Genomic DNA, 23,576 nt, shown 5'->3' on the forward strand with positions numbered 1-23,576 from the left:
TTCGATCTCCGTCATTCTTCGACACGGACTTCACGGAACATGCCGAGGTCCATGTGCATCAACATGTGGCAGTGGTAGGCCCAGCGGCCCAGGGCGTCGGCGGTGACGCGGTAGCTGCGTTTCGATCCCGGTGGCATGTCGATGGTGTGCTTGCGCACCAGGAAGTTGCCGTTTTCGTCCTCCAGATCGCTCCACAGGCCGTGCAGGTGGATGGGGTGGTGCATCATGGTGTCGTTGACCAGCACGATGCGCACGCGCTCGCCGTATTTCAGGCGGATCGGCTCGGCGTGGGCGAACGCGACGCCGTCGATCGACCAGGCGAAGCGCTCCATGTGGCCGGTCAGGTGCAGCTCGAGGGTGCGGCTCGGCGTGCGGCCGTCCGGGTCGGCGAAGCGGCTGCGCAGGTCGGCGTAGGTCAGCACGCGGCGGCCGTTGTCGCGCAGGCCGATGCCCGGGTCGTCGAGTTTGGCGACCGGGGTCATGGTCTGCATGTCGATCAGCGGATTGCCGGCCTCGCTGGCCGGGTGGCCCTGCATGGCGACGGCCGCCGCGCCGTGCGGCATGCCGGCCATGCTGCCGTGATCCATGCCGGCCATCTGGCTGTGATCCATCCCGGCCATGGCCGCGTGGTTCATCCCGCCCGGCGCCGCGGCGCCGTGGTTCATGCCGCCGTGCTGCATGCTGGAATGATCCATGCCACCGGCCGCCGCTGCGCCGCCATGGCTGGCGTGTGCGTCGGCAGCGCCGTGCGCGCCATGATCGCCGTGGCCCATGTCGGCCATGCTCAGCTCCGGACGCGGATCGGGAGCGGGCACCGGCGCGCTCAGGCCCTCGCGCACGGCCAGGGTGCCGCGGGCGTAGCCGCTGCGATCCATGGATTGGGCGTACAGGGTGTAGGCGTCCTGACTGCCGTCCGGGGTGACGATCACGTCGTAGGTTTCCGCCACGCCCAGGCGCAGCTCGTCGACCTCGACCGGCTCGACGTTCTGGCCGTCGGCGGCGACCACGGTGAGCTTGAGGCCGGGGATGCGGAAGTCGAAGTAGCTCATCGCCGCGGCGTTGATCAGGCGCAGGCGGATGCGCTCGCCCGGCTGGAACAGTCCGGTCCAGTTGCCGTCCGGCGCCTGGCCGTTGAGCAGGTAGGTGTAGGTGGCGCCGCTGACGTCGGCGAGGTCGGTGGGGCTCATGTTCATCTTTGCCCAGGCCCAGCGCTCGCTCAGGGTGTCGCTCCAGCCCTTGTCGCTGACGTCGCGGATGAAGTCGCCGACGGTGCGGCGGTGCTGGTTGTAGTAGTCGGCCTGCTTCTTCAGCTTGGCCAGCACCCTGGCCGGGTTCTCGTCGGTCCAGTCGGAGAGCATCACCACGTAGTCGCGCTCGTACTGGAACGGCTCGGGTTCCAGCGGGTCGATCACCAGCGGACCGTAGACGCCGAGCTGCTCCTGGAAGCCGGAGTGGCTGTGGTACCAGTAGGTGCCGCTCTGCTTCACCTTGAACTTGTATTCGTACATGCCGTCCGGGGCGATGCCGGCGAAGCTGAAGCCCGGCACGCCGTCCATGTTGGCCGGCAGCAGGATGCCGTGCCAGTGGATCGAGGTATCTTCCTTGAGGCGGTTGCGTACCCGCAGGGTCACGGTGTCGCCTTCGCGCCAGCGCAGCAGCGGCGCCGGCAGGCTGCCGTTGATGGCAATCGCGGTACGCGCCTTGCCGGTGAGGTTGACCGCCAGCTCGTCGATGCTCAGGTCGAACTGGCTGCCGGCCAGCACGCCGCTCTGGCCGGGGCTGGCCAGCGCCCACACCGGCTGGCGCCAGAGGCCGAGGCCGGCCAGCACGCCACCGGCGGCCAGGCCCTTGATGAAGGTTCGTCGCGAAGTTGGAGCTTGCATGCTGTTCCTGTCCCGTCAGTCAAAGGCAGGCCGCGTCGGCTCGCCCATGTGCCACGTCCGCCTCTGGGCGAACGCCTTTGGTATGGGTGGCACCATAACGCAGGCGAGCTGTCGGGAAACTGAGGTAGAGATTACAGTTTTGTCAGGTTGCTGCCGTGGCCCAAGTGCAGGTCATGACCGGCCACGGTCAGTTGCGGCGATGAGGGGATGGGGAGATGCGCGGGGGACGAGGCGTGGGCGTGTCTGCAATGGTCCTTTGGGGCGCGGGAAAAGGCAAAAGTGTCGAGCGTGTCGACGGAACTCCCCCGCCAGCTTGACCCACTCCCGGAAAAGCCAGAACCTCAAACGCAGAACGGCAGTCGATTTCCAAGGACAGAAACCATGCTGAACATTCCCGAACACCTGTGCCAGTCCAATATCGTGTTGCTCGAGGCGACGGAGGGTAACCTGACCCTGCCGGCGAGCGCCCTCAACGCGGCCGGCCTGAAGAACATTCGTGTGTTCAGCGATCCCGCCCAGGGGCTGCCCTGGTTGCTGGAAAATTCCTGGGACCTGTTGCTGCTTGACCTCGACATTCCCCGCCCCGGCGGCCTCGAGATCATCAGCCTGCTGCGCAAGTACCTGCCGGAGAGCCTGCCGATCATCGCGGTCTCCACCCGCCGCGACCTCGACAGCCGGCGCCGTGCCCTGGACCTCGGCGTCAGCGACTATCTGTGCAAGCCGGTGGACATTCAGGAAATGCTCCTGCGCCTGCGCAACCACCTGAGTCTCTGGTTCACCCGCCTCGAGCTGGACAAGGAGCGGCGCCTGCTCGAACGGCGCGTCGAGGAGCGCACCCGCGACGTCCAGAAGACCACGGAAATGATCACCCGCTGTCTGGTGCGGGTGAGCGAATACCGGGACAACCAGAGCGGTCACCACATGATCCGCATCGGCGAAAGCGCCGCGCTGCTGGCCCGCGCCTATGGCTGCAGGACGCCATGGGTCAACCAGTTGCGCCTGGCCGCCACCATGCACGATATCGGCAAGGTGGGCATTCCCGACCGCATCCTGCTCAAGCCGGGTCCGCTCGACGCCGAGGAAACCCAGGTCATGCGCGAGCATGTCGAGCTGGGCTACCACTTCCTCAGCGACACGTCCGGCAATGCGTTGCTGCAGCTGGCGGCGGAAGTCGCCCGCTACCATCACGAGAAATGGGACGGTAGCGGCTACCCGCAGGGCCTCAAGGGCGAGGCCATTCCCCTGTCCGCGCGCATCGTCGCGCTGTGCGACGTCTACGACGCCCTGCGTGCCGCGCGTCCGTTCCGGCAGGCCTGGAGTGGCAAGGAGGCCCAGTTGTTCATCCGCGAGCAGGCCGGCCGCTACTTCGATCCCGAGCTGGTCAAGCTGATGGATCGGCAGATGTTCGAGAGCTTTGAAAATCTGCGCATGATCTGGAGCGACTAGCGCCGCCGGGCGCTGGCCTGGCGCCTGAAGTGGGGGGTTGCTGCTATACCTGCAAGCAGCGCCAACTCATCTGTGGAGAACGCACATGCGCCAACCGTGGAACCTGCTGCTCATCGTGTTGCTGCTCAGCCTCTCCGGCTGCGGCTACAACGACCTGCAGTCCAGCGACGAGCAGACCAAGGCGAGCTGGTCCGAAGTGCTCAACCAGTACCAGCGCCGCGCCGACCTGGTGCCCAACCTGGTCAACACGGTCAAGGGATACGCCGCCCACGAGCGGGAAGTACTGGCGCAGGTCACCGAGGCCCGCTCGCGCGTCGGCGGCATCCAGGCCACCCCGGAGCTGGTCAACGATCCCGAGGCCTTCGCCCGCTTCCAGGCGGCCCAGGCGCAGTTGAGCGGTGCGCTGTCGCGCCTGATGGTGGTGGTGGAAAACTACCCGCAGCTCAAGGCCGATGCCATCTTCCGCGATCTGCAGGCGCAGTTGGAGGGCACCGAAAACCGCATCGCCGTGGCGCGCAACCGCTACATCAAGGCGGTGGAGGCGTACAACGTCACGGTGCGCAGCTTTCCCTCCAACCTGACCGCGATGCTGTTCGGTTTCAAGGTCAAGCCCAACTTCAGCGTCGAGAACGAACGCGCCATCTCCACGGCGCCGGCGGTGGATTTCGCCGCGCCGCCAGCCCCGCCGGCCCAGCCGCAAGGCGGCAAGCCGCAGCCGGGTTACTGATGGGTGTCTTCGCGCCGGCGCGTGCCCTGCTGGTGGCGCTCGCCCTGGGCGCGAGCCTGCCGGCCCTGGCCGAGCTGGTGGCGGTGCCGCCGCTGACTGCGCGGGTCACCGATCAGACGGCGACGCTCAGCCGCGAACAGGCCGCGGCCCTCGAAGGCAAACTGCAGGCGTTCGAAGCGCAGAAGGGCAGCCAACTGGCCGTGCTGATCGTGCCGACCACCGGCGACGAGCCGATCGAGCAGTACGCCCTGCGGGTGGTCGAGCAGTGGCAGCTGGGGCGCAAGAACGTCGACGACGGCGCCTTGCTGATCGTCGCCAAGAACGACCGCAGCCTGCGCATCGAGGTGGGCTACGGTCTGGAGGGCGCGCTGAACGATGCCACGGCCAAGCGCATCGTCAGCGAAATCATCGTGCCGCGCTTTCAGCAGGGCGACTTCTACGGCGGCATCGATGCCGGCATCGAGCGCATGATCGACGTGATCGGCGGCGAACCGCTGCCGGCGCCCGAGCGCGCGGTGGGCGACCTGGCGGGCGAATTCTCGCAGCTCATCCCGATTGTAATGATGCTGGTGTTCGTGCTCGGCGGGGTGCTGCGCACGGTCCTTGGCCGCCTGCCGGCGGCGCTGCTGACCGGCGCTGGCGTGGCGGTGGTTGCCTGGCTGCTCATCGGGCTGATCTCGGCCGCGCTGGGTGCGGGTCTGGTGGCCTTCGTGTTCATCCTGCTCGGTGGCAGCGCCGGCCGGCTTGGCGGCCTCGGTGGCGGCCGGGGCGGCTTGGGTGGGGGCTTCGGCGGCGGTGGCGGCGGCTTTGGCGGGGGAGGCGCATCGGGACGATGGTGAGCAGCGACTGCAAGCGCCTGGCTCGGCATCTGTTGATGACGCCCTGGCAGCTGAGACGGGCCTTTGCACCGCATATGCTGGCGGCGATCCAGGCGGAGATCGCGGCGAGCGAGCGCCGCCATGCCGGGCAGATCCGCTTCGCCGTGGAGGGTTCGCTGCCGAGGATCGGGCTGCTGCGCCAGCAGTCGGCCAGGGAACGGGCGCTCGAGGTGTTCTCGCTGCTGCGCGTGTGGGACACCGAACAGAACAACGGCGTGCTGGTTTACCTGCTGCTGGCCGACCGCGACGTCGAGATCGTCGCCGACCGGGGCATCGCGGCCAGGGTCGGCGCGCAGCAGTGGGAGAGCATCTGCCATGTCATGGAGGAGGCCTTTCGCCAGGGGCGTTTCGAGGAGGGCGCCCTGGAGGGGATTCGCGCGGTGACCCGCCTCATGCTGGAGCACTTCCCGGCGACGGCCGAGCAGGTCAACGAGCTGCCGGATCGCCCCACCCTGTTGTGAGCGGCGGGTCGGCCTGGGCTCGCTGCCTGCGTGCTCGAACTACTGGCCAGCAGGGTATTCGGCGACCACCTCGTCGCTACCCGCCTTGGTCAGGCCGATCACCTGGTAGGCATCCTTGCGGTCGCCGTAGTCCATGCCCGGCGAGCCGGCCGGCATGCCAGGCACGGCGAGGCCGAGCAGGTCGGGGCGCTGGCGCAGTTCGAGGATCTGCGCCGCCGGCACGTGGCCCTCGACGAACTTGCCGTCGATCACCCCCGTATGGCACGAGGCCAGGCGCGGCGCCACGCCGAGGCGCTGCTTGACCGCGCGCATGTCCGGCTCGACGTGGTCGTTCACCGTGAAGCCGTTGGCTTCCAGGTGCTTGATCCAGTCCTTGCAGCAGCCGCAGTTGGCGTCGCGATGGACGTCGATGGTCAGGGCGTCGGCGGCCTGGGCGGCGCCGCTCATCAGCAGGGCGGCGAGGGCGGCGATGCGCAGTGGGTTGTTCATCGGGTGACTCCTGAGGGTTGGCAGATTCAGTGGCAGCCGCAACCGCCGCCGCAGCCGCCGGTTTTGCCGGCAGTCGGTGCGCTAGCCGGGGTTGCCAGCTGCGCCGGGTAGCCGGCGGCATCCAGGGCGGCGATCATCGCCGCGCTGTCCGGCTTGCCGCTGACCCGTACCCGGCCGGCCTGCAGGTCGACCTCGACCGCCTCGACGCCCGGCAGCGGGCTGAGGGCCTGGGTGACGTGCTTGACGCAGGCGCCGCAGGTCATGTCCTGGACGTTCAGTTCGATGGTGCTCATGGTGAACTCCTCTGGGATGGCCGGTCCCGTCCGGCCTTGAGGCAATCTTCGACCTTGCCATCGCGGCAAGGTCAAGTCTTCTGCTGCATGGCGCGAAGCATACTCCAGGACAGGCTGAGCGGCAGCGATGCAGAGCCCGCAGCCGAGACTCGCCATCCGCCACTCTTGCCGCCGTCCCGGGACGACATGGCTTGGCGAGTTTTTCACCATAGCCGCGGCGAGCTGTCGGGAAGCTGAGGCGGAGATTACGGTTTTGTCAGCTTGGCTTCGCGGGCCGGTCAGCGCGCCACGATGCCGTTGGGAGCGGCCGCGGTCGGATACCGGGTCAGCTCCTTGTGGCTATCGAGAGCGACGACCGAAACGCTGTCCTCGAAGGCGTTGCTGACGTAGGCGCGCGAACCGTTGCCGGCGATGGACACTCCGTGGGCCCCCTTGCCGACCTCGGTGGTGGCGATCAGGCGGCCAGTGGCGGTTTCCAGGATGGACAGGCTATGCCCAGGCTTGCTCTGGCTGCCCTGGTTGGCCACCACCAGCTTCGCACCGTCGGGCGTGACGGCCAGCTGGATGGGGATGGGACCCACCGGATAGGTGGCGGTACGCGCGCGGCTGTGCAGATCCACCGCAGCCACTGCGTTCTCGCCGCTGAGGGAGACGAACAGCCGCTGGCCGTCGGGCGTGAAGGCTACCTGCACCGGCTGGCGGCCCACGGCGATGCGGCCTGTCTGCGTGCGGCTGGACACGTCGATCAGGCTGACATCGTCACTGTCGCGGTTGGCCACCGCCAGGGTGCGCCCATCCGGCGACAGGCGCAGGCCGTGCGGGTAGCGTCCGACCGCGATCCGCTCCATGACCTGCCCGGCGGCCAGATCGACCACCACCACCGCGTGGCTGGCCGCGTCGGTGACGAAGGCCAGGCTGCCGCTGCGGTCAGGCACCACATGGGCAGGATGACCACCGACTGCGACGACCTTTGCTGGCACTGCCGCAGTGTCGGCGTCGAGCAGCAGCAGGAGTCCGCCTTGCTCGGCATGGCCGTCGTGGCCGCCCTGGGCGTGTCCGCGCGACATGCCGGCAATCAGCAGGGTTTTGCCGTCGGGGGTCAGATCCAGGTTGTGCGGCAGGACATCCAGGGCGAGGGTGCGGGTCGTATTCCTCTTCTCGTCGATGACGGTAAGACTGCCGGCGTGCTCGTTGGCGACATAGACGGTGGCGGCCAAGGCGGGCGTGCCGGCGAGCAGGGCGCCCAGCAGGCCAAGGGCAGCAATGGCGGGTTTCATGGGCATTCTCCTGGAGGGTCGGTGCAGCGTTTGCCTACTCGATGGAGGCCTTGCGCAAGCGCAACGCATTGAACACCACCGAGGCCGAGCTGACGCTCATCGCCAGCGCGGCGATCAGCGGCGACAGCAGGTGGCCGGTCAGCGGATAGAACAGGCCGGCCGCCAGCGGGATGCCCATGGCGTTGTAGAGGAAGGCGAAGGTCAGGTTCTGGTGCATGTTGCGCACCGTGGCCACCGACAGGCTGCGTGCGCGCAGGATGCCGAGCAGGTCGCCCTTGACCAGGGTGACCTGGGCGCTGTTCATCGCCACGTCGGTGCCGGTGCCCATGGCGATGCCGACGTCGGCGCGGGCCAGCGCCGGGGCGTCGTTGATGCCGTCGCCGGCCATGGCCACGCGGTGGCCGGCCTGCTGCAGGGCGGCGGCCAGGCGCTCCTTGTCCTGCGGCTTGACCTCGCCGTGCACCTCGTCGATGCCAAGCTGGCGGGCCACCGAGCGCGCGGTGGTGAGGCCGTCGCCGGTGGCCATGATGACCCTGACGCCGTCCGCCTGCAGGCGCTCGACCGCCAGCTTCGAGGTCGGCTTGATCGGGTCGGCCACCGCCAGCAGCCCGGCCAGCGCGCCGTCCACCGCCAGGTACATGATGCTGGTGCCCTCGCTGCGCAGCGCCTCGGCCTGGGTCTGCAGGGCCGCGGTGGCAACGCCGGCATCTTCCAGCAAGGTGGTGTTGCCCAGCTGCAGGCGATGGCCGTCGACCTGGCCGCGCACGCCGATGCCCGAGGCGGACTCGAAGGTTTGCGGCGTGCTCAGGGTCAGGCCGCGGGCACGGGCGTGTTCGACGATGGCGTGGGCCAGCGGGTGCTCGCTGCCCTGGTCGAGGCTGGCGGCCAGGCGCAGCACCTCGTCCGCGGCGAAGCCGGGGGCGGCCGCGACGCTGTGGAAGGCCGGGCGGCCTTCGGTGAGGGTGCCGGTCTTGTCGACGATCAGGGTGTCGATCTTGCGCAGGTTCTCGATGGCGGCCGCGTCGCGAAACAGCACGCCGCTGGTGGCCGCCTTGCCGGTGGCGACCATCACCGACATCGGCGTGGCCAGGCCGAGGGCGCAGGGGCAGGCGATGATCAGCACCGCCACCGCGTTGATCAGGCCGAACACCCAGCTCGGCTCGGGTCCCCACAGGCCCCAGCCGAGCAAGGTCAGGACGGCGATGGCGATCACCACCAGCACGAAGCGGCCGGCGATCACGTCGGCCAGGCGCTGCATCGGCGCCTTGGAGCGCTGGGCCTGGACGACCATCTGCACGATCTGCGCAAGCATGGTGGCGGCACCGACCTTCTGCGCCGCCATCACCAGGCTGCCGTGGGTGTTGAGGGTGGCGCCGATCAGCGTGTCGCCGGCCCGCTTCATCACTGGCACGGGTTCGCCGGTGAGCATCGACTCGTCCACCGCGCTTTCACCTTCCAGCACCCGGCCGTCGACCGGCACCTTCTCGCCGGGGCGCACGCGCAGCTTGTCACCGCTGTGCACGTGGCTCAGCGGGATGTCTTCTTCCGTGCCGTCGGCGTTGATCCGCCGTGCGGTCTTCGGCGCCAGGCCGAGCAGCGACTTGATCGCCGCCGAGGTCTGCGAGCGCGCCTTGAGTTCGAGGATCTGGCCGAGCAGGGTCAGCGAGATGATCACCGCCGCCGCCTCGAAGTACACGCCGATGCGCCCGTCCATAATGAAGGTGGCGGGGAACACGCCCGGCGCCAGGGTGGCGACCACGCTGTACAGGTAGGCGGCGGCGGTGCCGAGGCCGATCAGCGTCCACATGTTGGGGCTGCGCCGGATCATCGAGCGTATGCAGCGCACATAGAACGGCCAGCCGGCCCACAGCGCCACCGGGGTGGCGATGGCCAGCTCGACCCAGTTCTGCAGCGCGCCATGCACCAGCTGCAACTGGTGGCCGGCCATCGCCAGCACGGTGACGATCACGGTCAGCGGCAGGGTCCACCAGAAGCGCCGGGTGAAGTCCTTCAGCTCCGGGTTTTCCTCCTCCTCGAGTTCGGGCAGCACCGGCTCCAGGGTCATGCCGCACTTGGGGCAGGTGCCGGGGCCGATCTGGCGGATCTCCGGGTGCATCGGGCAGGTGTATTCGGCGCCGGCATCGGCGGCGAGCGGTGCGGCAGCAGCGACCGCTGGAGAGGGGGCGTGCTCTGCATGCCCGGCATGTTCATGGTGGCCGGCATGGCTGGTGTGGCCGCCATGCACGTGCTCGCCTTGTGCGACCTCGACGGGCTGGGCGTAACGCTGCGGCTCGGCGCTGAACTTGTCCAGGCAGTGCTGGCTGCAGAAGTGGAAGTGCTGCCCCTGGTGCATTGCATGGAAGGTGCTCTGCGGGCTGACGGCCATGCCGCAGACGGGATCGCGAGGTTCGCCTTGCGCCGTTTCCGGCGCGCGGGCAGTGGTGTGGGCGTGTTGGGGCGGGCGGGAGGGCATGCGCTAGCGTCCTTTCTGGTCGGTTTCGTCGTGCCGTGCCGAGTGGCGATGCTGCCCATGGCCGCCATGGCGGTGGCCGAACAGGTGCATCAGCGGGCAGAGCAGCAGGATCAGATAGGGCAGCAGGCCTGCGGCATGGGCGTAGTGTTCGCGCGCGACGTAGAACAGGGCGATGACGGCGAGCATGCCCAGAACGATGCCCAGCCTGCTGCGCCAGAACGAGGGGGTGGGCTCGTCGGATGAGCGGGTGTTGTGGTGCATGGCGGGGGATCTCCTGAAAGAAACGGCGTCCAGCGGACGCCGATTGTCCGGAAAGGGGCAATGCCCAGACAGCAACACTTGCAGTCTCATGTTAGATGGCCGTTGCTTACCGCAAGCTGAGCGGCGCATTACATTTGCGTCAGTTAGCCATCGGCAGGCGGACTTGGGTCTAGAGTGAAGTTCCAACCCAGTCTTTCAGAGGGCTTGCAGATGAACAGATCGACTCTTTTCGCCAGCTTGCTACTGGTCGCCAGCGGCAGCGTGTGGGCCGCGACGGAACCTGCGGCGCAACCTACGGCTGAACAGCAATGGCAGCAGCACATCACCGAAATGCGCCAGTTGCATCAGAACTGGATGGCCGGCAAGACGCCCGAAGAGCGGCAGAAGCTGATGCAGGCGCACCAGCAGGCCATGGGCCGTGGCATGCAGAGCATGGGCGGCTGCATGGTTGACGGCAAAGGGATGGGCATGGGGATGGGCGGCGGTATGGGTATGGGCGGTGGGATGGGGCCGGGGATGATGAATCTGGACACGGTCGAGCAGGTCGACCTGCGCATCCAGCGCATGGAGCAGATGGTCGAGCAGCTGCGCGCCCACCGCGAGATGCTGGCCAAACCCAAGCCCTGACGGTGTTCGGGGGCTCACGGCGCGGCCGCTTGAGGTCGGCGTGCCGAGGCGCCCGGCTGGGGCGGCTCTCGGCGCATGTGGTGCGGTGAAGACGCTACGCCTGAGCGCTGGTGGCGGTGGAGTTCATCGCCTCCACCACCACCTGCGACGCTCACGCCAGGCCAACCTCCACCGCATCGCCGTTCAGGCGGACCGGCCAGACGCGCAGGCGCTGTTCCGGATATTCCAGGCAGCTGCCGTCCTTCAGGCGAAAGTGCTGCTTGTACAGGGGCGAGGCGATCACCAGGTCGCCCTTGAGGCTGCCGACGATGCCGCGGCCGATGACGTTGGCTCCCGACTTGGGGTCGCGGTTGTCGATGGCGTAGAGCTGCTCGCCGTCCGCGGTGTGCGGCAGGTGGAACAGCGCCACCTGGGCGCCGTCCAGCCAGGCGACCACGCCGGAGTTGGCCACCAGATCCTGGCGGTGGCACACGGCGTGCCAGTGGATGACACGTCCTACGGACGCATTACGTACCACGTTGGACTGGCTCATCAGTTCAGCTCCTCGGTCACGGAAATCAGGTGCAGCTCGGAGGCGTGCACCGGCCGACGCTGGCCACGCTCCTTGACGAAGTGGATGTCCGGGTCGCCGCGGCCGTCGTTGACGAAGGTGCGGAAGCGCTTGAGCTTCTCCGGGTCCTTGAGGGCGTTGGCCCACTCGCACTCGTAGCGGTCGACCACCAGCTGCATCTGCGCCTCCAGCTCTGCGCCGAGGCCTAGGCTGTCGTCGAGGATCACCGCCTTGAGGTAGTCCAGGCCGCCTTCCAGGCTCTCGCGCCACACCGAGGTGCGCTGCAGCTTGTCGGCGGTGCGCACGTAGAACATCAGGAAGCGGTCGATGGCGCGGATCAGCGCTGCGTCGTCGAGGTCGGTGGCGAACAGCTCGGCATGCCGCGGACGCATGCCGCCGTTGCCGGCCACGTAGAGGTTCCAGCCCTTCTCGGTGGCGATCACGCCGACGTCCTTGCTCTGCGCCTCGGCGCATTCGCGGGTGCAGCCGGAGACGGCGAACTTGATCTTGTGCGGCGAGCGCAGGCCCTTGTAGCGATCCTCCAGGCGCAGCGCCATGCCGACGCTGTCCTGCACGCCGTAGCGGCACCAGGTGCTGCCGACGCAGGATTTCACCGTGCGCAGCGACTTGCCGTAGGCGTGGCCGGTCTCGAAGCCGGCCTCGATCAGCTCGCCCCAGATGTCCGGCAGCTGGTGCAGCTGGGCGCCGAACAGGTCGATGCGCTGGCCGCCGGTGATCTTGGTGTAGAGGTCGTATTTCTTGGCGACGGCGCCGAGGGCGATCAGCTTGTCCGGGGTGATCTCGCCACCGGCGATGCGCGGCACGATGGAGTAGGTGCCGTTCTTCTGCATGTTGGCCATGAAGGTGTCGTTGGTGTCCTGCAGCGGCACCAGCAGCGGGTCGGTGATCGGCTGGTTCCAGCAGGAGGCGAGGATCGAGCCGACCGCCGGCTTGCAGATGTCGCAGCCGACATGCCCGCGGCCGTGCTTGGCCAGCAGCTCCTCGAAGCTGATGATCCCCTCGACCCGTACCATGGCGTAGAGCTCCTGGCGGGTGTAGGCGAAGTGCTCGCAGAGGCTCTTGTCGACCGCCACGCCGCGGGCGCTCAGCTCGTGCTCGAAGACCTGCTTGAGCAGCGCGCTGCAGCCGCCGCAGCCGGTGCCGGCCTTGGTCGCCGCCTTCAGTTCGCCCAGATCGGTGATGCCGGCCTCGACCTGGCAGCACACCGCGCCCTTGGTGACGTTGTGGCAGGAACAGATGGTCGCGGTGTCCGGCAGGGCGTCGGCGCCGAGCGCCGGGGCACCGTCGGACAGCGGCAGGATCAGGCTGGACGGATCGGAAGGCAGCTTGATGCCGTTCTGCGCGTACTGCAGCAGGGTGTCGTAGTAGCTGTTGTCGCCGACCAGCACTGCGCCGAGCACGGTCTTGCCGTCGGCGGAGACCACCAGGCGCCGGTAGCTGGCGGTCGCCTCGTCGATGAAGCGATAGCTCTTGGCGCCCGGGGTGGCGCCGTGGGCGTCGCCGATCGAGCCGACATCCACGCCGAGCAGCTTGAGCTTGGTGGACATGTCGGCACCGGTGAACGGCTCGCCGGCCGAGCCGGCCAGCTGCGCGGCGACGGTGCGCGCCATGCTGTAGCCCGGGGCGACCAGGCCGAACACGCTGCCGTTCCACGACGCGCATTCGCCGATGGCGAAGATCGTCGGGTCCGAGGTGCGGCAGGCGTTGTCGACCGCCACGCCGCCGCGGGCGGCGATTTCCAGCCCGGCGCTGCGGCCCAGGGCGTCCTGCGGGCGGATGCCGGCGGAGAAGAGGATCAGGTCGGTCTCCAGGTATTCGCCGTCGTTGAAGTTCATCCGGTAGGCGTATTGCTCGCCGGCGACGATCTCCTGGGTGGCGCGCGACAGGTGCACGCCGACGCCCAGGGCCTCGATGCGCGCCTTCAGCGCCGCACCGCCTTCGCCGTCCAGCTGCACCGGCATCAGCCGCGGGGCGAACTCGACCACGTGGGCTTCCAGACCGAGGGATTTCAGCGCGTTGGCCGCTTCCAGGCCGAGCAGGCCGCCACCGACCACCACGCCACGCCGGGCCTGGGCGGCGGCGGCGCGGATGTCGTCGAGGTCGTCCAGCGTGCGGTAGACCAGCCGCGAGTTGCCTTCGGCACCCGGGATCGGCGGCACGAAGGGGTAGGAGCCGGTGGCCAGGATCAGCTGGTCGTAGGCATGGCGGCCGGTGCTGGTCACCACCTCCTTGCGCACGCGGTCGATCTCCAGCACCTGCACGCCGAGGTGCGCCTGCACGCCGTGAGCCGCGTAGTAGTCCGCCGTGCACATGGCCAGCGACTCGGCATCGCGGCCGCCGAAGTATTCGGACAGGTGCACGCGGTCGTAGGCGCGCTGGCGTTCCTCGCCGAACACGTGGATTTCGTAGCGGGCCAGCGCGCCGCGCTCGATCAGCTGCTCGATGCAGTGATGGCCGACCATGCCGTTGCCGATGATGATCAGTGTTTCGCGCGGAATCGGGGTGACGATGGAGTTCATGGCTTTTCCTCAGTCTTGCCACTGCCGGGCATGGCCTGCAAAACGCAAAAAGGCGCCTGGAGCTGGTGAGCAGCTCCAGGCGCCTTTGCCTGGTATTCATGGATTGTTGGTGGGGTGCCTGCCTGAGCCACGTTGCCCGGTTCACCCCGTCCCGCGCCTGTGGAGGCTGGTGGTCGCCGATGACCACGGGGGACGTCCTGCCGGTGGGGCAGGCTTTGGCGGAATAACTGCAGATCCCGTGCCAGCTTCGCCGTGGCTGCCCGGCAGATCGCTGCGAGGCGCGCCGCAGGGCCGCAAACGCGCTGTTCCAGGCGGCTGGGGCGATCTCGACGGGGCGGGGCAGCCCTCGTCCAGCAGGCGACCGTGAACCAGAAAAGTGCGTGCAGGGCTGCGCGGAGTCCTTTTTGGGGCGATTACATTTCTGTCAGGCGGTGGCTGCCGGCCGCGCCGGGTTGCACAATCGCCATTCGCGCAACGGCGCAACGGAGAGGAGAAGCGATGAGAATCCTGGTGGCCGAGGACGAGCCGAAGATCGGTGCCTATCTGCAGCAGGGGCTGAGCGAGGCAGGCTTTGCCGTCGAGCGCGTGGAGAACGGCAGCGATGCGCTGCAGCATGCGCTGGAGGAGGGCTACGACCTGCTGATCCTCGACGTGATGATGCCGGGCCTGGACGGCTGGGAGGTGTTGCGCCGGGTGCGCGCGGCCGGGCAGGAGGTGCCGGTGCTGTTTCTCACCGCCCGCGACCGCGTCGAGGACCGGGTCAAGGGCCTGGAACTGGGCGCCGACGACTACCTGGTCAAGCCGTTCGCCTTCGCCGAACTGCTGGCGCGGGTGCGCACCCTGCTGCGGCGCGGGCAGGCCAGTGCAGTGCCGACCCGCCTGCAGGTGGCCGACCTGGAGGTCGATCTGCTCAAGCGCCGGGCCAGCCGCGGCGGGCGGCGCATCGACCTGACCGCCAAGGAGTTCGCCCTGCTCGAACTGCTGCTGCGCCGCCAGGGCGAGGTGCTGCCCAAGTCGCTGATCGCCTCGCAGGTGTGGGACATGAACTTCGACAGCGACACCAACGTCATCGAGGTGGCGATCCGCCGCCTGCGCGCGAAGATCGACGACGGCTTCGAACCCAAGCTGATCCACACCGTGCGCGGCATGGGCTACCTGCTGGATGCGCCGGAATGATCCGCCGCCCGTCGCTGACCACCCGCCTGAGCCTGCTGTTCATGCTGGCGCTGACCGGCGTGCTGCTGGCGGTCGGTCTGACCTTCAATCTGCTCAGCCGCGAACACTTCGTCGATCTCGACCGCCATGCCCTGCACGAGAAGCTGCAGGCCAGCCAGCGCCTGCTCGGCGGTCTGCGCCGGGCGGACCAGCTGGAGGCGCTGGGCCCGCAGCTGCACACCCTGCTCGGTGCCCACCAGGACCTGCGCGCGCAGATCCTCGCGGCCGATGGCCGGGTGCTGTTCGCCGAGCCTTCCGAGGCGGCCATTCCCGCGCGCTTTCGCACCCAGACCCACGCGTTGTGGGAGTGGTGGGAGGAGGGGCGCCTGCTGCGCGGGATGACTGCGCAGGTGGCACTGGCCGAGCCGGGGCAGTCGCTGACCCTGCTGCTGGCGCTGGACGTGACCCACCATGCCGACTTCTTCGCCGCCCTGGAGCGCTGGCTGTGGATCGCCCTGGGCGTCTGCGCGCTGCTCAGCGCCGGGCTCGGCTGGCTGGTGGCGCGCAGCGGTCTGCGGCCGCTGCGCGAGGTGACCCAGGTGGCGGCCACGGTGTCCGCCCGCTCGCTCAAGGAGCGCATTCCCGAGGCGGCGCTGCCGGTCGAGCTGCGGCCGCTGGTGTCGTCGTTCAACGGCATGCTCGAGCGGCTCGACGAGTCCTTCGTACGCCTGGCCAACTTCTCCGCCGACATCGCCCACGAGCTGCGCACCCCGCTGACCCAGTTGATGACCCACACCGAGGTGGTGCTGACCCGTGCGCGCAGCCTCGAGGAGTACCAGGACGCGCTCTACGCCAACCTCGATGACCTCAAGCGCATGGCGCGGATGATCGACGACATGCTGTTCCTGGCCAAGGCCGACAACGGCCTGATCGTCCCCGCACGCCGGCCGCTGGCGCTGCACGAGCTGGTCGACAAGCTGCTGGACTACTACCGCCTGCTGGCGGAGGAACACGGCATCGCCCTGCAGGCCAGCGGCCGCGGGCTGATCGCCGGCGACGAGGGCATGCTGCGCCGGGCACTGTCCAACCTGCTGAGCAATGCGCTGCGCTACACGTCGGCCGGCGGCAGCATCCGCGTGGCGATTGCCGAGGGCGAGGGCGAGGTGATGCTGAGCGTGGAAAATCCCGGGCCGAGCATTCCTGCCGAACACCTCGGCCGGCTGTTCGACCGCTTCTACCGTGTGGCCCCGGCGGACCGCGAGGGCGGCGGCAACGCCGGGCTGGGCCTGGCGATCACCCGCTCGATCGTCGAGGCGCACGGCGGGCGCATCCGCTGTGCGTCGGCGGACGGCATCACCCGCTTCGAGCTGGCGTTTCCGGCGGCGATGGCGGCAGGGCCGCTCTGATGGCGCGGTGTCCCAGCTGCCGGCCGTATTCCGGCGCTGGCCATGCGCTCAACGGTTCGGCGCAGCCTTGAACTGCCAGCGCGAACGTGCCGGCTCGGCGGCGTCGCACTCCTCCAGGAACAGGGCACGCCAGCGGTGTTCGCTGGAGAAGGTGGTGTCGGACTTGTGCCCGGCCGTCACGCACAGCCCCGAGCCTTCGAGCTCGACCCGACCGTCGCCGTGCAGGCGGAAGATCTGCAAGCGCTCGGCCTCGAGGAACGGGGTGCGCTCGCCGCAGCCACGCGGGATCAGCGCCGCGCCCGGCAGGGCACGGCCATTCAGGCCGGCCGCCGTCATGCAGCGGTTGTAGGCCGGGAAGCGGATATAGCCATTGGGCTCGAGGATCACCGCCTCGTCCTCGTACAGGCCGGGCTTGCAGTTGTGCGCGGTCATCGGCATGTCGAAGCGGATGTACTGACCCGAGCCGACGATGTCGAGGCAATAGCCATCCTCGGGGCGATCGAGGCGATCGATCAGTTGCAGATGGCCGGGGGGCTTGGGCGCCAGGGGCGCGGCCATGCCTTCCGCCAGGCTCAGGGCGAATACCAGGCCGGCGAGCAGCAGCCGGGCGGCGGATCCGGGGGAAAGGTGTTTTCGGGCTTTGCGCATGCTCGCTACCTGCAAAAGCCCTGCGCGGCAATCGCCGGCAGGGCTGGGCATCGGGGAGGAGAGGCGCCCTCGACAGGACGCCGCTCCGGGGCCTGGGTCGCTCAGGCGATCAGCTCGCCGATGTGCGCCTGGGCGGCGGCGAACGCCTTGTCGGCACCCTCGGCACCCATCGCCAGACCTTCGGCGTAGACGAACTCGACGTCGGTCATGCCGAGGAAGGCCAGTACGCTCTTCAGGTAGGGCACCTGCGAGTCGTTCGGGGTGTCGCGGTACAGGCCGCCGCGGGCCAGGGCCACGTAGACCTTCTTGCCCTGCAGCAGGCCCTGCGGGCCGTTCTCGGTGTAGCGGAAGGTCACCCCGGCGCGGGCGATGGCGTCGATCCAGGTCTTCAGCTGCACCGGCACGCCGAAGTTGTACATCGGCACGCCGAGGACGATGACGTCGACCGCCTGCACCTGGGCGATCAGCGCATCATCGAGGGCGACGCGGGCGGCCTGCTCGGCGCTGCGCTGCTCGGCCGGGGTGAACAGCGCGCCCAGCGCCGCCTCGTCGAGCACCGGGTGCGGATGGCTGGCCAGGTCGCGCAGCTCGACCACGGCTTGCGGGTTCTGCGCCTGCAGGCGGGCGGTGATGGCGTCGGCCAGGCGGGTGGAGTTGGCGCCGGTGGAACGGGCGCTGGCGTTGATTTGCAGGATCTTCATGGCGGTTTTCCTCGAACGATGGGTGAACTTTAAGCCTTTGCACTGATGTGAAATAGGCGGCAATCAGGAACTGTCTGTTGACTGGATAATCAACAATTAGCCGACTCGATGCCATGCAACTGTTCGTCCGCGTCGCCTAGCTGGGCATCTACGCGGTGCTGGCGAGCAACCGCTATGTGCCCCATCACGTGCGGGTGCTGATCGAGTTCCTGGCCGGCTGGCTGGCGGAGTCCCGCGCAGACTCGGCGTGATGTCTGTGCCGGGGGCGCCTGGATAAGTGCGTGAAGAGGCAGAGGCGCTCTTCCGCCCCCTCCCGCAGGCGGAAGAGGGGCCGGATCAGCGCTGCGGCCGGAAGCGGTAGCCGCTGAAGTTCAGCACCACGCCATCGCTGGCGATCCGCTCCAGGGTGATGCCCGGTGCGGCGCTTTCGCCCTGGCGCAGCACCCGGTCGTTGATCACCGCCATGCGCATGCCCGGCTCCTCGACGTAGGAGAAGCCGGAAATCGCCAGCGCCGGAATGCGCTCGCGCACGGCGGGCGGCAGTTCGTAGAAGGCGAGCACCCGGCTGGGGGGCGCGGGCAGCGCGCTGGCGGGCGCGGACGACGGACGCGGCGTGGCGGCGAGCGTTGCCGGCGCGGCGGCCGGCAGCGTCTTGGGCGTGCCGGGTTGCGGCGCCAGCGCGGGCAGCACGACCTTGGGCACGGCCTGCGCAATCGCCGCTACGGGCGATACCGGCTGGGCCTGCGCCTGTGGTGGTGTCGCCAGCGGCGGCGTCTCTGGCTGCGCCGCCGCCACGGGCGCGGCGGCCGGGATACTCGGCGGCGCGGCGGTGGCTCCCGGGCTGGCGCTGGGCGGTGCCGCTTTCGAGGCCTGTGCCGATGCCAGCGCGGTCGCGGGCGAGCTGACGACGGTGGTCGTGCTCAGGCTAGCCGCCGTCGCGGGGCTGCTCGGCAGCGGTGCTGCCGGCGCCTGCCAGGGCCGCCACCAGCCGGCCACGGCAACGGCCAGCAGCAGGGCGCCGCTGGCCAGCAGGGGCAGGCGGGCGAAGGCTGACGGAGCGTTGGCGAGCGTATCGACCGCCGGCAGGGTGGCGAGATCCGGGACCTTGCCTTGCTGGCGGGCGTATTCGGATTTTTTCAGGGCGTCGAGGATGTAGGACATGCTAGTGCGCCTGTCTTGCCAGAGTCGGAAGGGCCAGAACCGGAGCTTCGGGGTCGGTCAGGGTCGCCAGGCGGGCCAGGGTCATGGGGCCGGCCACGCCATCGACCTGCAGGGCATGCGCCCGCTGGAAGGTGCGCAGCCGCTCGGCCAGTTCGGCGCTGAACACACTGCTCGGTGCGGCACTGGGGCGCACGCCTTCCCAGCGGGCGAGGCGTTGCTCGAGCCAGGCCACCGCCGGCCCCCGGGCACCTGGCGCCAGACGTTGTTCCCCGCCCGGCGGTGCCCGCCACAGCAGGATGTAGCGGCCATTCCACTGGCGGGTCAGGCTGTCCAGCGTCACCTCGCGCAGTTCACCGGCCACCGCCAGGCTGGCGCGGGTCTGCTCCAGCTTCATCAAGGTGGCGAGGAAGTCCGGGCCGCCGGCCTGCTGCAGCTCGAGAATGGCCGGGCTGTTGTGGGCGCGCAGGGCGGCAAGGCCGTCGTTCATGTCCAGGCAGTGCAGCCCCAGCAGGCCTGCGCGCTGGCAGGCGTTGGCCAGGGTGGTCGGCTCCTCCACCTCGATCTGCCATTGGCCGAGCAGCGCGCGGATCGCCATGGCCTCGTGCAGCCAGTGGTCCTCGGCGCGGGGGCCGGCAATCACGCTCGGCAGGCTGTCGGCCGCTGCGGTCGGCGGCGCTTCGGCGGCGACCGGCGCCGCGTCGGCGGGCGAGGGCGTACTGCGCGCTGCGTCGACGATCTGGACGGCATCGGCATCGGCATCGGCATCGGCATCGGCATCGGCATCGGCAGGTGGCGCAGTGGCCGTTTCGCCGGTGGCAGCAGCGCTGGCCCGTGCTTCGCGGGCAAGGTCGGCCGGCCGGGAGGCGGGGTCGGGCAGCGCTGCGCTGCCGGCATCGGCCTGCGGCGGCGCAGTGCCGCCCAGCCAGGGCAGGGGCGTGCCCTGCAGCAAGGCCACGGCCAGGCCGGCGACCAGCGCCACCGCGAGGGCGGTCGGGACGGCCCGCGGGCGTCGCGAGGGCATGCCGCGCCGGCTCGCCGGCTGGCCCTGCACCTCGTGGGCGGCGCGGGTCAGGGTGGCCATGTCCACCAGGGGCTGGCCTTTGGTGTAGGCGCCGAGCAGGGCGCGGTCGCAGATCAGGTTGATCAGCCGCGGCGTACCGCCGCTCAGCTGGAAGAGGCGCTCCAGCACCTTGGGTGGGAACAGGTTGAAGCGCGCGCCGGCCACCGCCAGGCGGTGCTGCACGTAGGCGGTGACCTCCGGGCGCGACAGCGGCTCCAGGTGGTAGCGCGCGACGATGCGCTGGGCCAGCTGGCGCATCGGCGGTTCGGCCAGGCGCTCGCGCAGCTCCGGCTGGCCGAGGAGGATGATCTGCAGCAGCTTGCGCTGGCTGGTTTCCAGGTTGGTCAGCAGGCGCAGCAGCTCCAGCACCTCGTTGGACAGGTTCTGCGCCTCGTCGACGATCAGCACGGTCTTGCGCCCGCGGGCGTTGCTGGCCAGCAGGTGGGCGTTGAGGCGGTCGACCAGCACCTTGAGGCTGAGCACGTTGGCCGGCACGTCGATGTGCAGCTCGTCGCACAGGGTGCGCAGCAGCTCCAGCGCGTTCAGCTTGGGGTTGAAGATGAAGGCGATGTCGCAGTGCTCCGGCACCTGCTCCAGCAGGCAGCGGCACAGGGTGGTCTTGCCGGTGCCGACCTCGCCGGTGAGCAGCACGAAGCCGCCGTCGATGCGCAGGCCGTAGAGCAGATGGGCCAGCGCCTCGCGGTGCCGCTCGCTCATGAACAGGTAGCGCGGGTCGGGCGAGATCGAGAAGGGAGTCTCGGACAAGCCGAAATGCTGGTTGTACATGGTCGCTTTCCGTCGCTCTGCGCGCACGCCGGGTTCGGCGTCGGCCCCCGCAGATTTGTTGTTCTGCAAAGCATAGCCGCGCCTGAGAAGGGCGCGGCGCAAAGGTGCGGATTGGCTTGGCCGGGCGTCCGCTCCTGCGCCCGCGGGGACGGGCGCAGGAGCGCAGCAGACCGGCTCAGAGCCGCTGGACGGGCACCGTGATGCTGGCGCCCGTGGCGGTCGCGGTGATGGTGGCCGACGGGGTGTTGATCGGCGGGAATTGCGTGGTGTTGCGCACCGTCAGGCTCCAGCTGCCGGTGCGCCGGTTGGGCGTGACGGTGCCGAGCAGCGCCAGGCCATTGGTGGTGGTCACCTCGATGGTCAGGTTGGAGTTGGTCTGCGTGGTGTTCCCGCTCAGCTCCCAGGTGAAGCGGCCGCCGTTGCCGGCGCGCACGGTCGCCGTGGTGACGCTGATCACGGCTGGCGGCGGTTCGGTCACCAGTGGCTGGACCAGCACGCTGACGGTGGCGGTTGCCGAGGCGCCGAGCGAGTCGGTCACCGTGTAGGTGAAGGTGGCGGTGAAGGGGGTGTCGATGGTGTCCGCCGGCGGCGGCGTATAGAGCAGGCTGCCATCGGCGTTGATCGCCACGCTGCCCTGCACGCCGCCCGGCTGGGTCACGCTGGTCACGCTGAACGGGTGGCCTTCCGGATCGCTGTCGTTGGCCAGCACGTTGATGGTCACCGGGACCCCGTCGCTGGTGCTGGCGGTGTCGTTGCCGACGGTCGGCGGCAGGTTCACCGGGGAGGCGCTCACGCTCACCGTCACGCTGCCGATGGCCGCGGCGCCGAGCGAGTCGGTCACCGTGTAGCTGAAGCTGGCGGTGAAGGCGGTGGCGACCGTGGCCGGCGGGGTGTAGAGCAGCGTGCCGTTGGCGTTGATCGTCACGCTGCCCTGGCCGGTGGCCGGCTGGGTCACGCCAGTCACGCTGAACGGGTGGCCTTCCGGATCGCTGTCGTTGCCCAGCACGTTGATGCTGATCGCGTTGCCCGGGGTGGTGCTGGCGCTGTCGGGGTTGGCGAGCGGCGGCTGGTTGGTCGGGTCGCTGGCGCTGACGCTGACGGTGACCCCGACCGGTTCGGACAGGGCGCCCAGGCTGTCGCGCAGCACGTAGCTGAAGCTGGCGGTGAAGGCGGTGGTGACCGTGGTCGGCGGGGTGTAGCGCAGCGAGGCGCCGCCCGGGTTGATGGTCACGCTGCCGCCTTCGGCCGGCTGGGTCACGCTGGCGACGCTGAACGGGTTGCCATCCGGGTCGCTGTCGTTGCTCAGCACCGCGATGTCGACCGCTGCGCCGGGGCTGGTGCTGGTGCTGTCGGCCACGCCCACCGGCGGCTGATTGTCCCCGCTGTCCGGCGCGCTGCCGCGCACGCTCACCGCTTCAGTGTCCGAGCCGCCGGCGGCGGACTTCACCGTCACCTGGGCGGGCGGCTGGAACAGGCCGGTCACCGTCAGGCTCTGCAGGGTGCCGGCCTTGTTCAGCCGGCCGAAGCCGGTGGCGGCGAGGTCGGGAATCAGCACCTCGTCGCTGGAGGTCGCCTCGATGGTCAGGGTGCCGGTGTCGCGGTCGAAGCGGGCGCTGCTGATCTTCACCACGTCGGTCAGCGGGCTGGAGACCGCGGTTGGCCGGCTCAGGCTGGTCGGGTCGCTGGCGGTGACCACCAGGAACGGCGGCAGGCTCTGCGGGAAGGGGTCGCTGTGGAAGAAGTAGCCTTGCCCATCGGGGAGCAGGTTGCGCAGGCAGGGCGATGGCGGGGTGCCGGGGAGCAACGCCAGGGTTTCCCGGTAGCAGACGCTGTTGGCGGGGTTGGACTGGGCGAACACCGAGATGCGGCTGCCGGCAGCGTTGCGGCTGTAGGTGCTGCGCTCGACCGTCAGCGGGGTGGCCGGGCGGGAGTCGAGGATCTTGCCGGACACGCTGAACAGGTTGGTGCGCAGGGTGCCGGCCGGCCCGCTGATCTCCAGGTAGTCCACCGGCAGACCGGTCACCGGGTTGGTGATCGGCACGACCGGGCCGGGGATGTTGGGGTCGCCGATGAAGATTTCCTGCGCGCCGGTTTCCGGGTTGGTGGCGGTGACGGTGCCGCTGGCGCTTGTCAGGAACGGGCCGACGGCGCCGCCCAGCGCGCCGCTGAAGTCGACCGGCCCGCCGACGCCGATGTCGCGGGTGATGTTGATCGCCCGCCGGCCGCCCTGGGTGACGGTGACGGTTTCCACGCCGTAGGGGTGGGTGATGGTGTAGGTGCCGCGCCGGTTGTTGGGCACCGAGGCGCGGATGCGGATGCGCGCGAAGCTCTGCTGGTCGCCGGGCTTGGGCGGGCCACCGGCGAAGGCGGCTTCGATGCCGGCCACGTAGACTTCCACCTCGTAGCCGTTGACGCTGCCGGCGGGAATCGAGGTCTCGGCGAGGAACCAGAACAGCTCGCTGGGCCAGTTGTCGGCGAACACCATCGGCTGGGTGTCGTCGTACACCCCCGCCTCGGGGATCAGGGTGCACAGGTAGCCGCCGGTCGGGCTGAGGGCCTTGGACTGGCACAGCTCCAGGGCCAGGTCGTTGTTGTCCTGATACCACAGCGGGAAGTGGCCGGTTGCCCCGCTGTAGGGGCCGGGATCGACGGCCTTGAGATCCGCGAGGGCGATGCCGGTCATGGCGGCGCACAGTCCCCAGGCGATCACCACGGCTCCGAGTTGCTTGTTCATGATGCCTCCACGCTCGCTTG

The 23,576-nt window shown here is 69.3% G+C and carries 20 protein-coding genes; 7 read left to right on the top strand and 13 right to left on the bottom strand.

All coding sequences use genetic code 11. The annotated features are described in order from the left end of the window. Positions 1 to 11 precede the first annotated feature (11 nt). Positions 12 to 1,883, bottom strand: a complete 1,872-nt coding sequence (locus tag BM297_RS03050; protein ID WP_092428164.1) for a copper resistance system multicopper oxidase — start codon at positions 1,881 to 1,883, stop codon at positions 12 to 14. Between the two features lie 381 nt (positions 1,884 to 2,264). Between BM297_RS03050 and BM297_RS03055 the strand changes: the two genes are divergently transcribed. The 4 genes from BM297_RS03055 (at position 2,265) to BM297_RS03070 (ending at position 5,395) form a co-directional block, all read left to right on the top strand. Next, positions 2,265 to 3,329, top strand: a complete 1,065-nt coding sequence (locus tag BM297_RS03055) for an HD domain-containing phosphohydrolase (protein WP_092428166.1) — start codon at positions 2,265 to 2,267, stop codon at positions 3,327 to 3,329. A gap of 85 nt (positions 3,330 to 3,414) precedes the next feature. Next, positions 3,415 to 4,056, top strand: coding sequence for a LemA family protein (locus tag BM297_RS03060; RefSeq protein ID WP_092428168.1), 642 nt, complete (start codon positions 3,415 to 3,417; stop codon positions 4,054 to 4,056). After that, the gene (locus BM297_RS03065) at positions 4,056 to 4,895 is read left to right on the top strand and encodes a TPM domain-containing protein (protein WP_092428170.1); all 840 of its coding nucleotides are present in this window, start codon (positions 4,056 to 4,058) and stop codon (positions 4,893 to 4,895) included. The genes BM297_RS03060 and BM297_RS03065 overlap by 1 nt, the downstream gene beginning before the upstream one ends. Then, a complete protein-coding gene (locus tag BM297_RS03070; protein ID WP_092428172.1) occupies positions 4,889 to 5,395 on the top strand; it encodes a TPM domain-containing protein in 507 nt (168 codons plus the stop codon). Before BM297_RS03065 ends, BM297_RS03070 begins: the two co-directional genes overlap by 7 nt. A 39-nt stretch (positions 5,396 to 5,434) precedes the next feature. Here the strand turns inward: BM297_RS03070 and BM297_RS03075 are convergent, their stop codons facing one another. From BM297_RS03075 to BM297_RS22030, 5 genes are all read right to left on the bottom strand, one after another. Continuing rightward, on the bottom strand, positions 5,435 to 5,884 hold the full coding sequence (locus tag BM297_RS03075; RefSeq protein ID WP_092428174.1) for a DUF411 domain-containing protein: 450 nt from the start codon (positions 5,882 to 5,884) through the stop codon (positions 5,435 to 5,437). A 26-nt stretch (positions 5,885 to 5,910) separates the two neighbouring features. Beyond that, positions 5,911 to 6,177, bottom strand: coding sequence for a heavy-metal-associated domain-containing protein (locus BM297_RS03080; protein ID WP_092428176.1), 267 nt, complete (start codon positions 6,175 to 6,177; stop codon positions 5,911 to 5,913). A 278-nt stretch (positions 6,178 to 6,455) separates the two neighbouring features. Beyond that, positions 6,456 to 7,454: a YncE family protein gene (locus BM297_RS03085; protein WP_175526586.1), complete on the bottom strand. Its 999-nt coding sequence runs from the start codon at positions 7,452 to 7,454 to the stop codon at positions 6,456 to 6,458. A gap of 34 nt (positions 7,455 to 7,488) precedes the next feature. Next, positions 7,489 to 9,927: a heavy metal translocating P-type ATPase gene (locus BM297_RS03090; RefSeq protein ID WP_092428180.1), complete on the bottom strand. Its 2,439-nt coding sequence runs from the start codon at positions 9,925 to 9,927 to the stop codon at positions 7,489 to 7,491. 3 nt (positions 9,928 to 9,930) lie between these two features. Further along, positions 9,931 to 10,188, bottom strand: coding sequence for a DUF2933 domain-containing protein (locus tag BM297_RS22030; RefSeq protein ID WP_092428182.1), 258 nt, complete (start codon positions 10,186 to 10,188; stop codon positions 9,931 to 9,933). A gap of 174 nt (positions 10,189 to 10,362) precedes the next feature. Between BM297_RS22030 and BM297_RS03100 the strand changes: the two genes are divergently transcribed. Next, positions 10,363 to 10,815: a hypothetical protein gene (locus BM297_RS03100; protein WP_245768191.1), complete on the top strand. Its 453-nt coding sequence runs from the start codon at positions 10,363 to 10,365 to the stop codon at positions 10,813 to 10,815. Positions 10,816 to 10,966: 151 nt separating this feature from the next. Here BM297_RS03100 and nirD read toward each other — a convergent pair whose 3' ends face one another. Further along, positions 10,967 to 11,347, bottom strand: coding sequence for a nitrite reductase small subunit NirD (nirD, locus tag BM297_RS03105; protein ID WP_092428186.1), 381 nt, complete (start codon positions 11,345 to 11,347; stop codon positions 10,967 to 10,969). Continuing rightward, on the bottom strand, positions 11,347 to 13,905 hold the full coding sequence (gene nirB, locus BM297_RS03110) for a nitrite reductase large subunit NirB (RefSeq protein WP_092428188.1): 2,559 nt from the start codon (positions 13,903 to 13,905) through the stop codon (positions 11,347 to 11,349). Before nirB ends, nirD begins: the two co-directional genes overlap by 1 nt. Before the next feature lie 498 nt (positions 13,906 to 14,403). Between nirB and BM297_RS03115 the strand changes: the two genes are divergently transcribed. Both BM297_RS03115 and BM297_RS03120 read left to right on the top strand, forming a co-directional pair. Next, positions 14,404 to 15,081: a heavy metal response regulator transcription factor gene (locus BM297_RS03115; RefSeq protein WP_092428190.1), complete on the top strand. Its 678-nt coding sequence runs from the start codon at positions 14,404 to 14,406 to the stop codon at positions 15,079 to 15,081. Beyond that, positions 15,078 to 16,466 carry a heavy metal sensor histidine kinase gene (locus BM297_RS03120; RefSeq protein ID WP_217648235.1) on the top strand — a complete coding sequence of 463 codons (1,389 nt, stop codon included), beginning with the start codon at positions 15,078 to 15,080 and terminating at the stop codon, positions 16,464 to 16,466. The genes BM297_RS03115 and BM297_RS03120 overlap by 4 nt, the downstream gene beginning before the upstream one ends. 48 nt (positions 16,467 to 16,514) lie before the next feature. Here the strand turns inward: BM297_RS03120 and BM297_RS03125 are convergent, their stop codons facing one another. The 5 genes from BM297_RS03125 to BM297_RS03145 all read right to left on the bottom strand — a co-directional run bounded on the left by BM297_RS03125 (position 16,515) and on the right by BM297_RS03145 (position 23,556). Then, positions 16,515 to 17,114 (bottom strand): RICIN domain-containing protein, encoded by a 600-nt coding sequence (locus BM297_RS03125; RefSeq protein WP_092428192.1) that lies wholly within the window; start codon positions 17,112 to 17,114, stop codon positions 16,515 to 16,517. Positions 17,115 to 17,215: 101 nt separating this feature from the next. Further along, positions 17,216 to 17,815 (bottom strand): FMN-dependent NADH-azoreductase, encoded by a 600-nt coding sequence (locus BM297_RS03130; RefSeq protein ID WP_092428194.1) that lies wholly within the window; start codon positions 17,813 to 17,815, stop codon positions 17,216 to 17,218. 336 nt (positions 17,816 to 18,151) lie between these two features. Continuing rightward, positions 18,152 to 18,976 (bottom strand): general secretion pathway protein GspB, encoded by an 825-nt coding sequence (locus tag BM297_RS03135; protein WP_092428196.1) that lies wholly within the window; start codon positions 18,974 to 18,976, stop codon positions 18,152 to 18,154. Position 18,977: 1 nt separating this feature from the next. Continuing rightward, complete coding sequence (locus BM297_RS03140) at positions 18,978 to 20,822, bottom strand: ExeA family protein (RefSeq protein WP_092428198.1); 1,845 nt, start codon at positions 20,820 to 20,822, stop codon at positions 18,978 to 18,980. Between the two features lie 175 nt (positions 20,823 to 20,997). After that, positions 20,998 to 23,556, bottom strand: coding sequence for an Ig-like domain-containing protein (locus BM297_RS03145; RefSeq protein WP_092428200.1), 2,559 nt, complete (start codon positions 23,554 to 23,556; stop codon positions 20,998 to 21,000). Between the last annotated feature and the right edge of the window lie 20 nt (positions 23,557 to 23,576).

It is taken from the genome of Geopseudomonas sagittaria, from assembly GCF_900115715.1.
Lineage (GTDB): Bacteria > Pseudomonadota > Gammaproteobacteria > Pseudomonadales > Pseudomonadaceae > Geopseudomonas > Geopseudomonas sagittaria.

Bases quoted from the DNA above. Each gene is read 5' to 3' on its own strand.
- BM297_RS03065 (WP_092428170.1), top strand. From the start codon at position 4,056: ATGGGTGTCTTCGCGCCGGCGCGTGCCCTGCTGGTGGCGCTCGCCCTG.
- BM297_RS03130 (WP_092428194.1), bottom strand. From the start codon at position 17,815: ATGAAGATCCTGCAAATCAACGCCAGCGCCCGTTCCACCGGCGCCAAC.
- BM297_RS03050 (WP_092428164.1), bottom strand. From the start codon at position 1,883: ATGCAAGCTCCAACTTCGCGACGAACCTTCATCAAGGGCCTGGCCGCC.
- BM297_RS03085 (WP_175526586.1), bottom strand. From the start codon at position 7,454: ATGAAACCCGCCATTGCTGCCCTTGGCCTGCTGGGCGCCCTGCTCGCC.
- BM297_RS03135 (WP_092428196.1), bottom strand. From the start codon at position 18,976: ATGTCCTACATCCTCGACGCCCTGAAAAAATCCGAATACGCCCGCCAG.
- BM297_RS03080 (WP_092428176.1), bottom strand. From the start codon at position 6,177: ATGAGCACCATCGAACTGAACGTCCAGGACATGACCTGCGGCGCCTGC.
- BM297_RS03090 (WP_092428180.1), bottom strand. From the start codon at position 9,927: ATGCCCTCCCGCCCGCCCCAACACGCCCACACCACTGCCCGCGCGCCG.
- BM297_RS22030 (WP_092428182.1), bottom strand. From the start codon at position 10,188: ATGCACCACAACACCCGCTCATCCGACGAGCCCACCCCCTCGTTCTGG.
- BM297_RS03145 (WP_092428200.1), bottom strand. From the start codon at position 23,556: ATGAACAAGCAACTCGGAGCCGTGGTGATCGCCTGGGGACTGTGCGCC.
- nirD (WP_092428186.1), bottom strand. From the start codon at position 11,347: ATGAGCCAGTCCAACGTGGTACGTAATGCGTCCGTAGGACGTGTCATC.
- BM297_RS03140 (WP_092428198.1), bottom strand. From the start codon at position 20,822: ATGTACAACCAGCATTTCGGCTTGTCCGAGACTCCCTTCTCGATCTCG.
- nirB (WP_092428188.1), bottom strand. From the start codon at position 13,905: ATGAACTCCATCGTCACCCCGATTCCGCGCGAAACACTGATCATCATC.
- BM297_RS03060 (WP_092428168.1), top strand. From the start codon at position 3,415: ATGCGCCAACCGTGGAACCTGCTGCTCATCGTGTTGCTGCTCAGCCTC.
- BM297_RS03055 (WP_092428166.1), top strand. From the start codon at position 2,265: ATGCTGAACATTCCCGAACACCTGTGCCAGTCCAATATCGTGTTGCTC.
- BM297_RS03115 (WP_092428190.1), top strand. From the start codon at position 14,404: ATGAGAATCCTGGTGGCCGAGGACGAGCCGAAGATCGGTGCCTATCTG.
- BM297_RS03075 (WP_092428174.1), bottom strand. From the start codon at position 5,884: ATGAACAACCCACTGCGCATCGCCGCCCTCGCCGCCCTGCTGATGAGC.
- BM297_RS03070 (WP_092428172.1), top strand. From the start codon at position 4,889: ATGGTGAGCAGCGACTGCAAGCGCCTGGCTCGGCATCTGTTGATGACG.
- BM297_RS03125 (WP_092428192.1), bottom strand. From the start codon at position 17,114: ATGCGCAAAGCCCGAAAACACCTTTCCCCCGGATCCGCCGCCCGGCTG.
- BM297_RS03120 (WP_217648235.1), top strand. From the start codon at position 15,078: ATGATCCGCCGCCCGTCGCTGACCACCCGCCTGAGCCTGCTGTTCATG.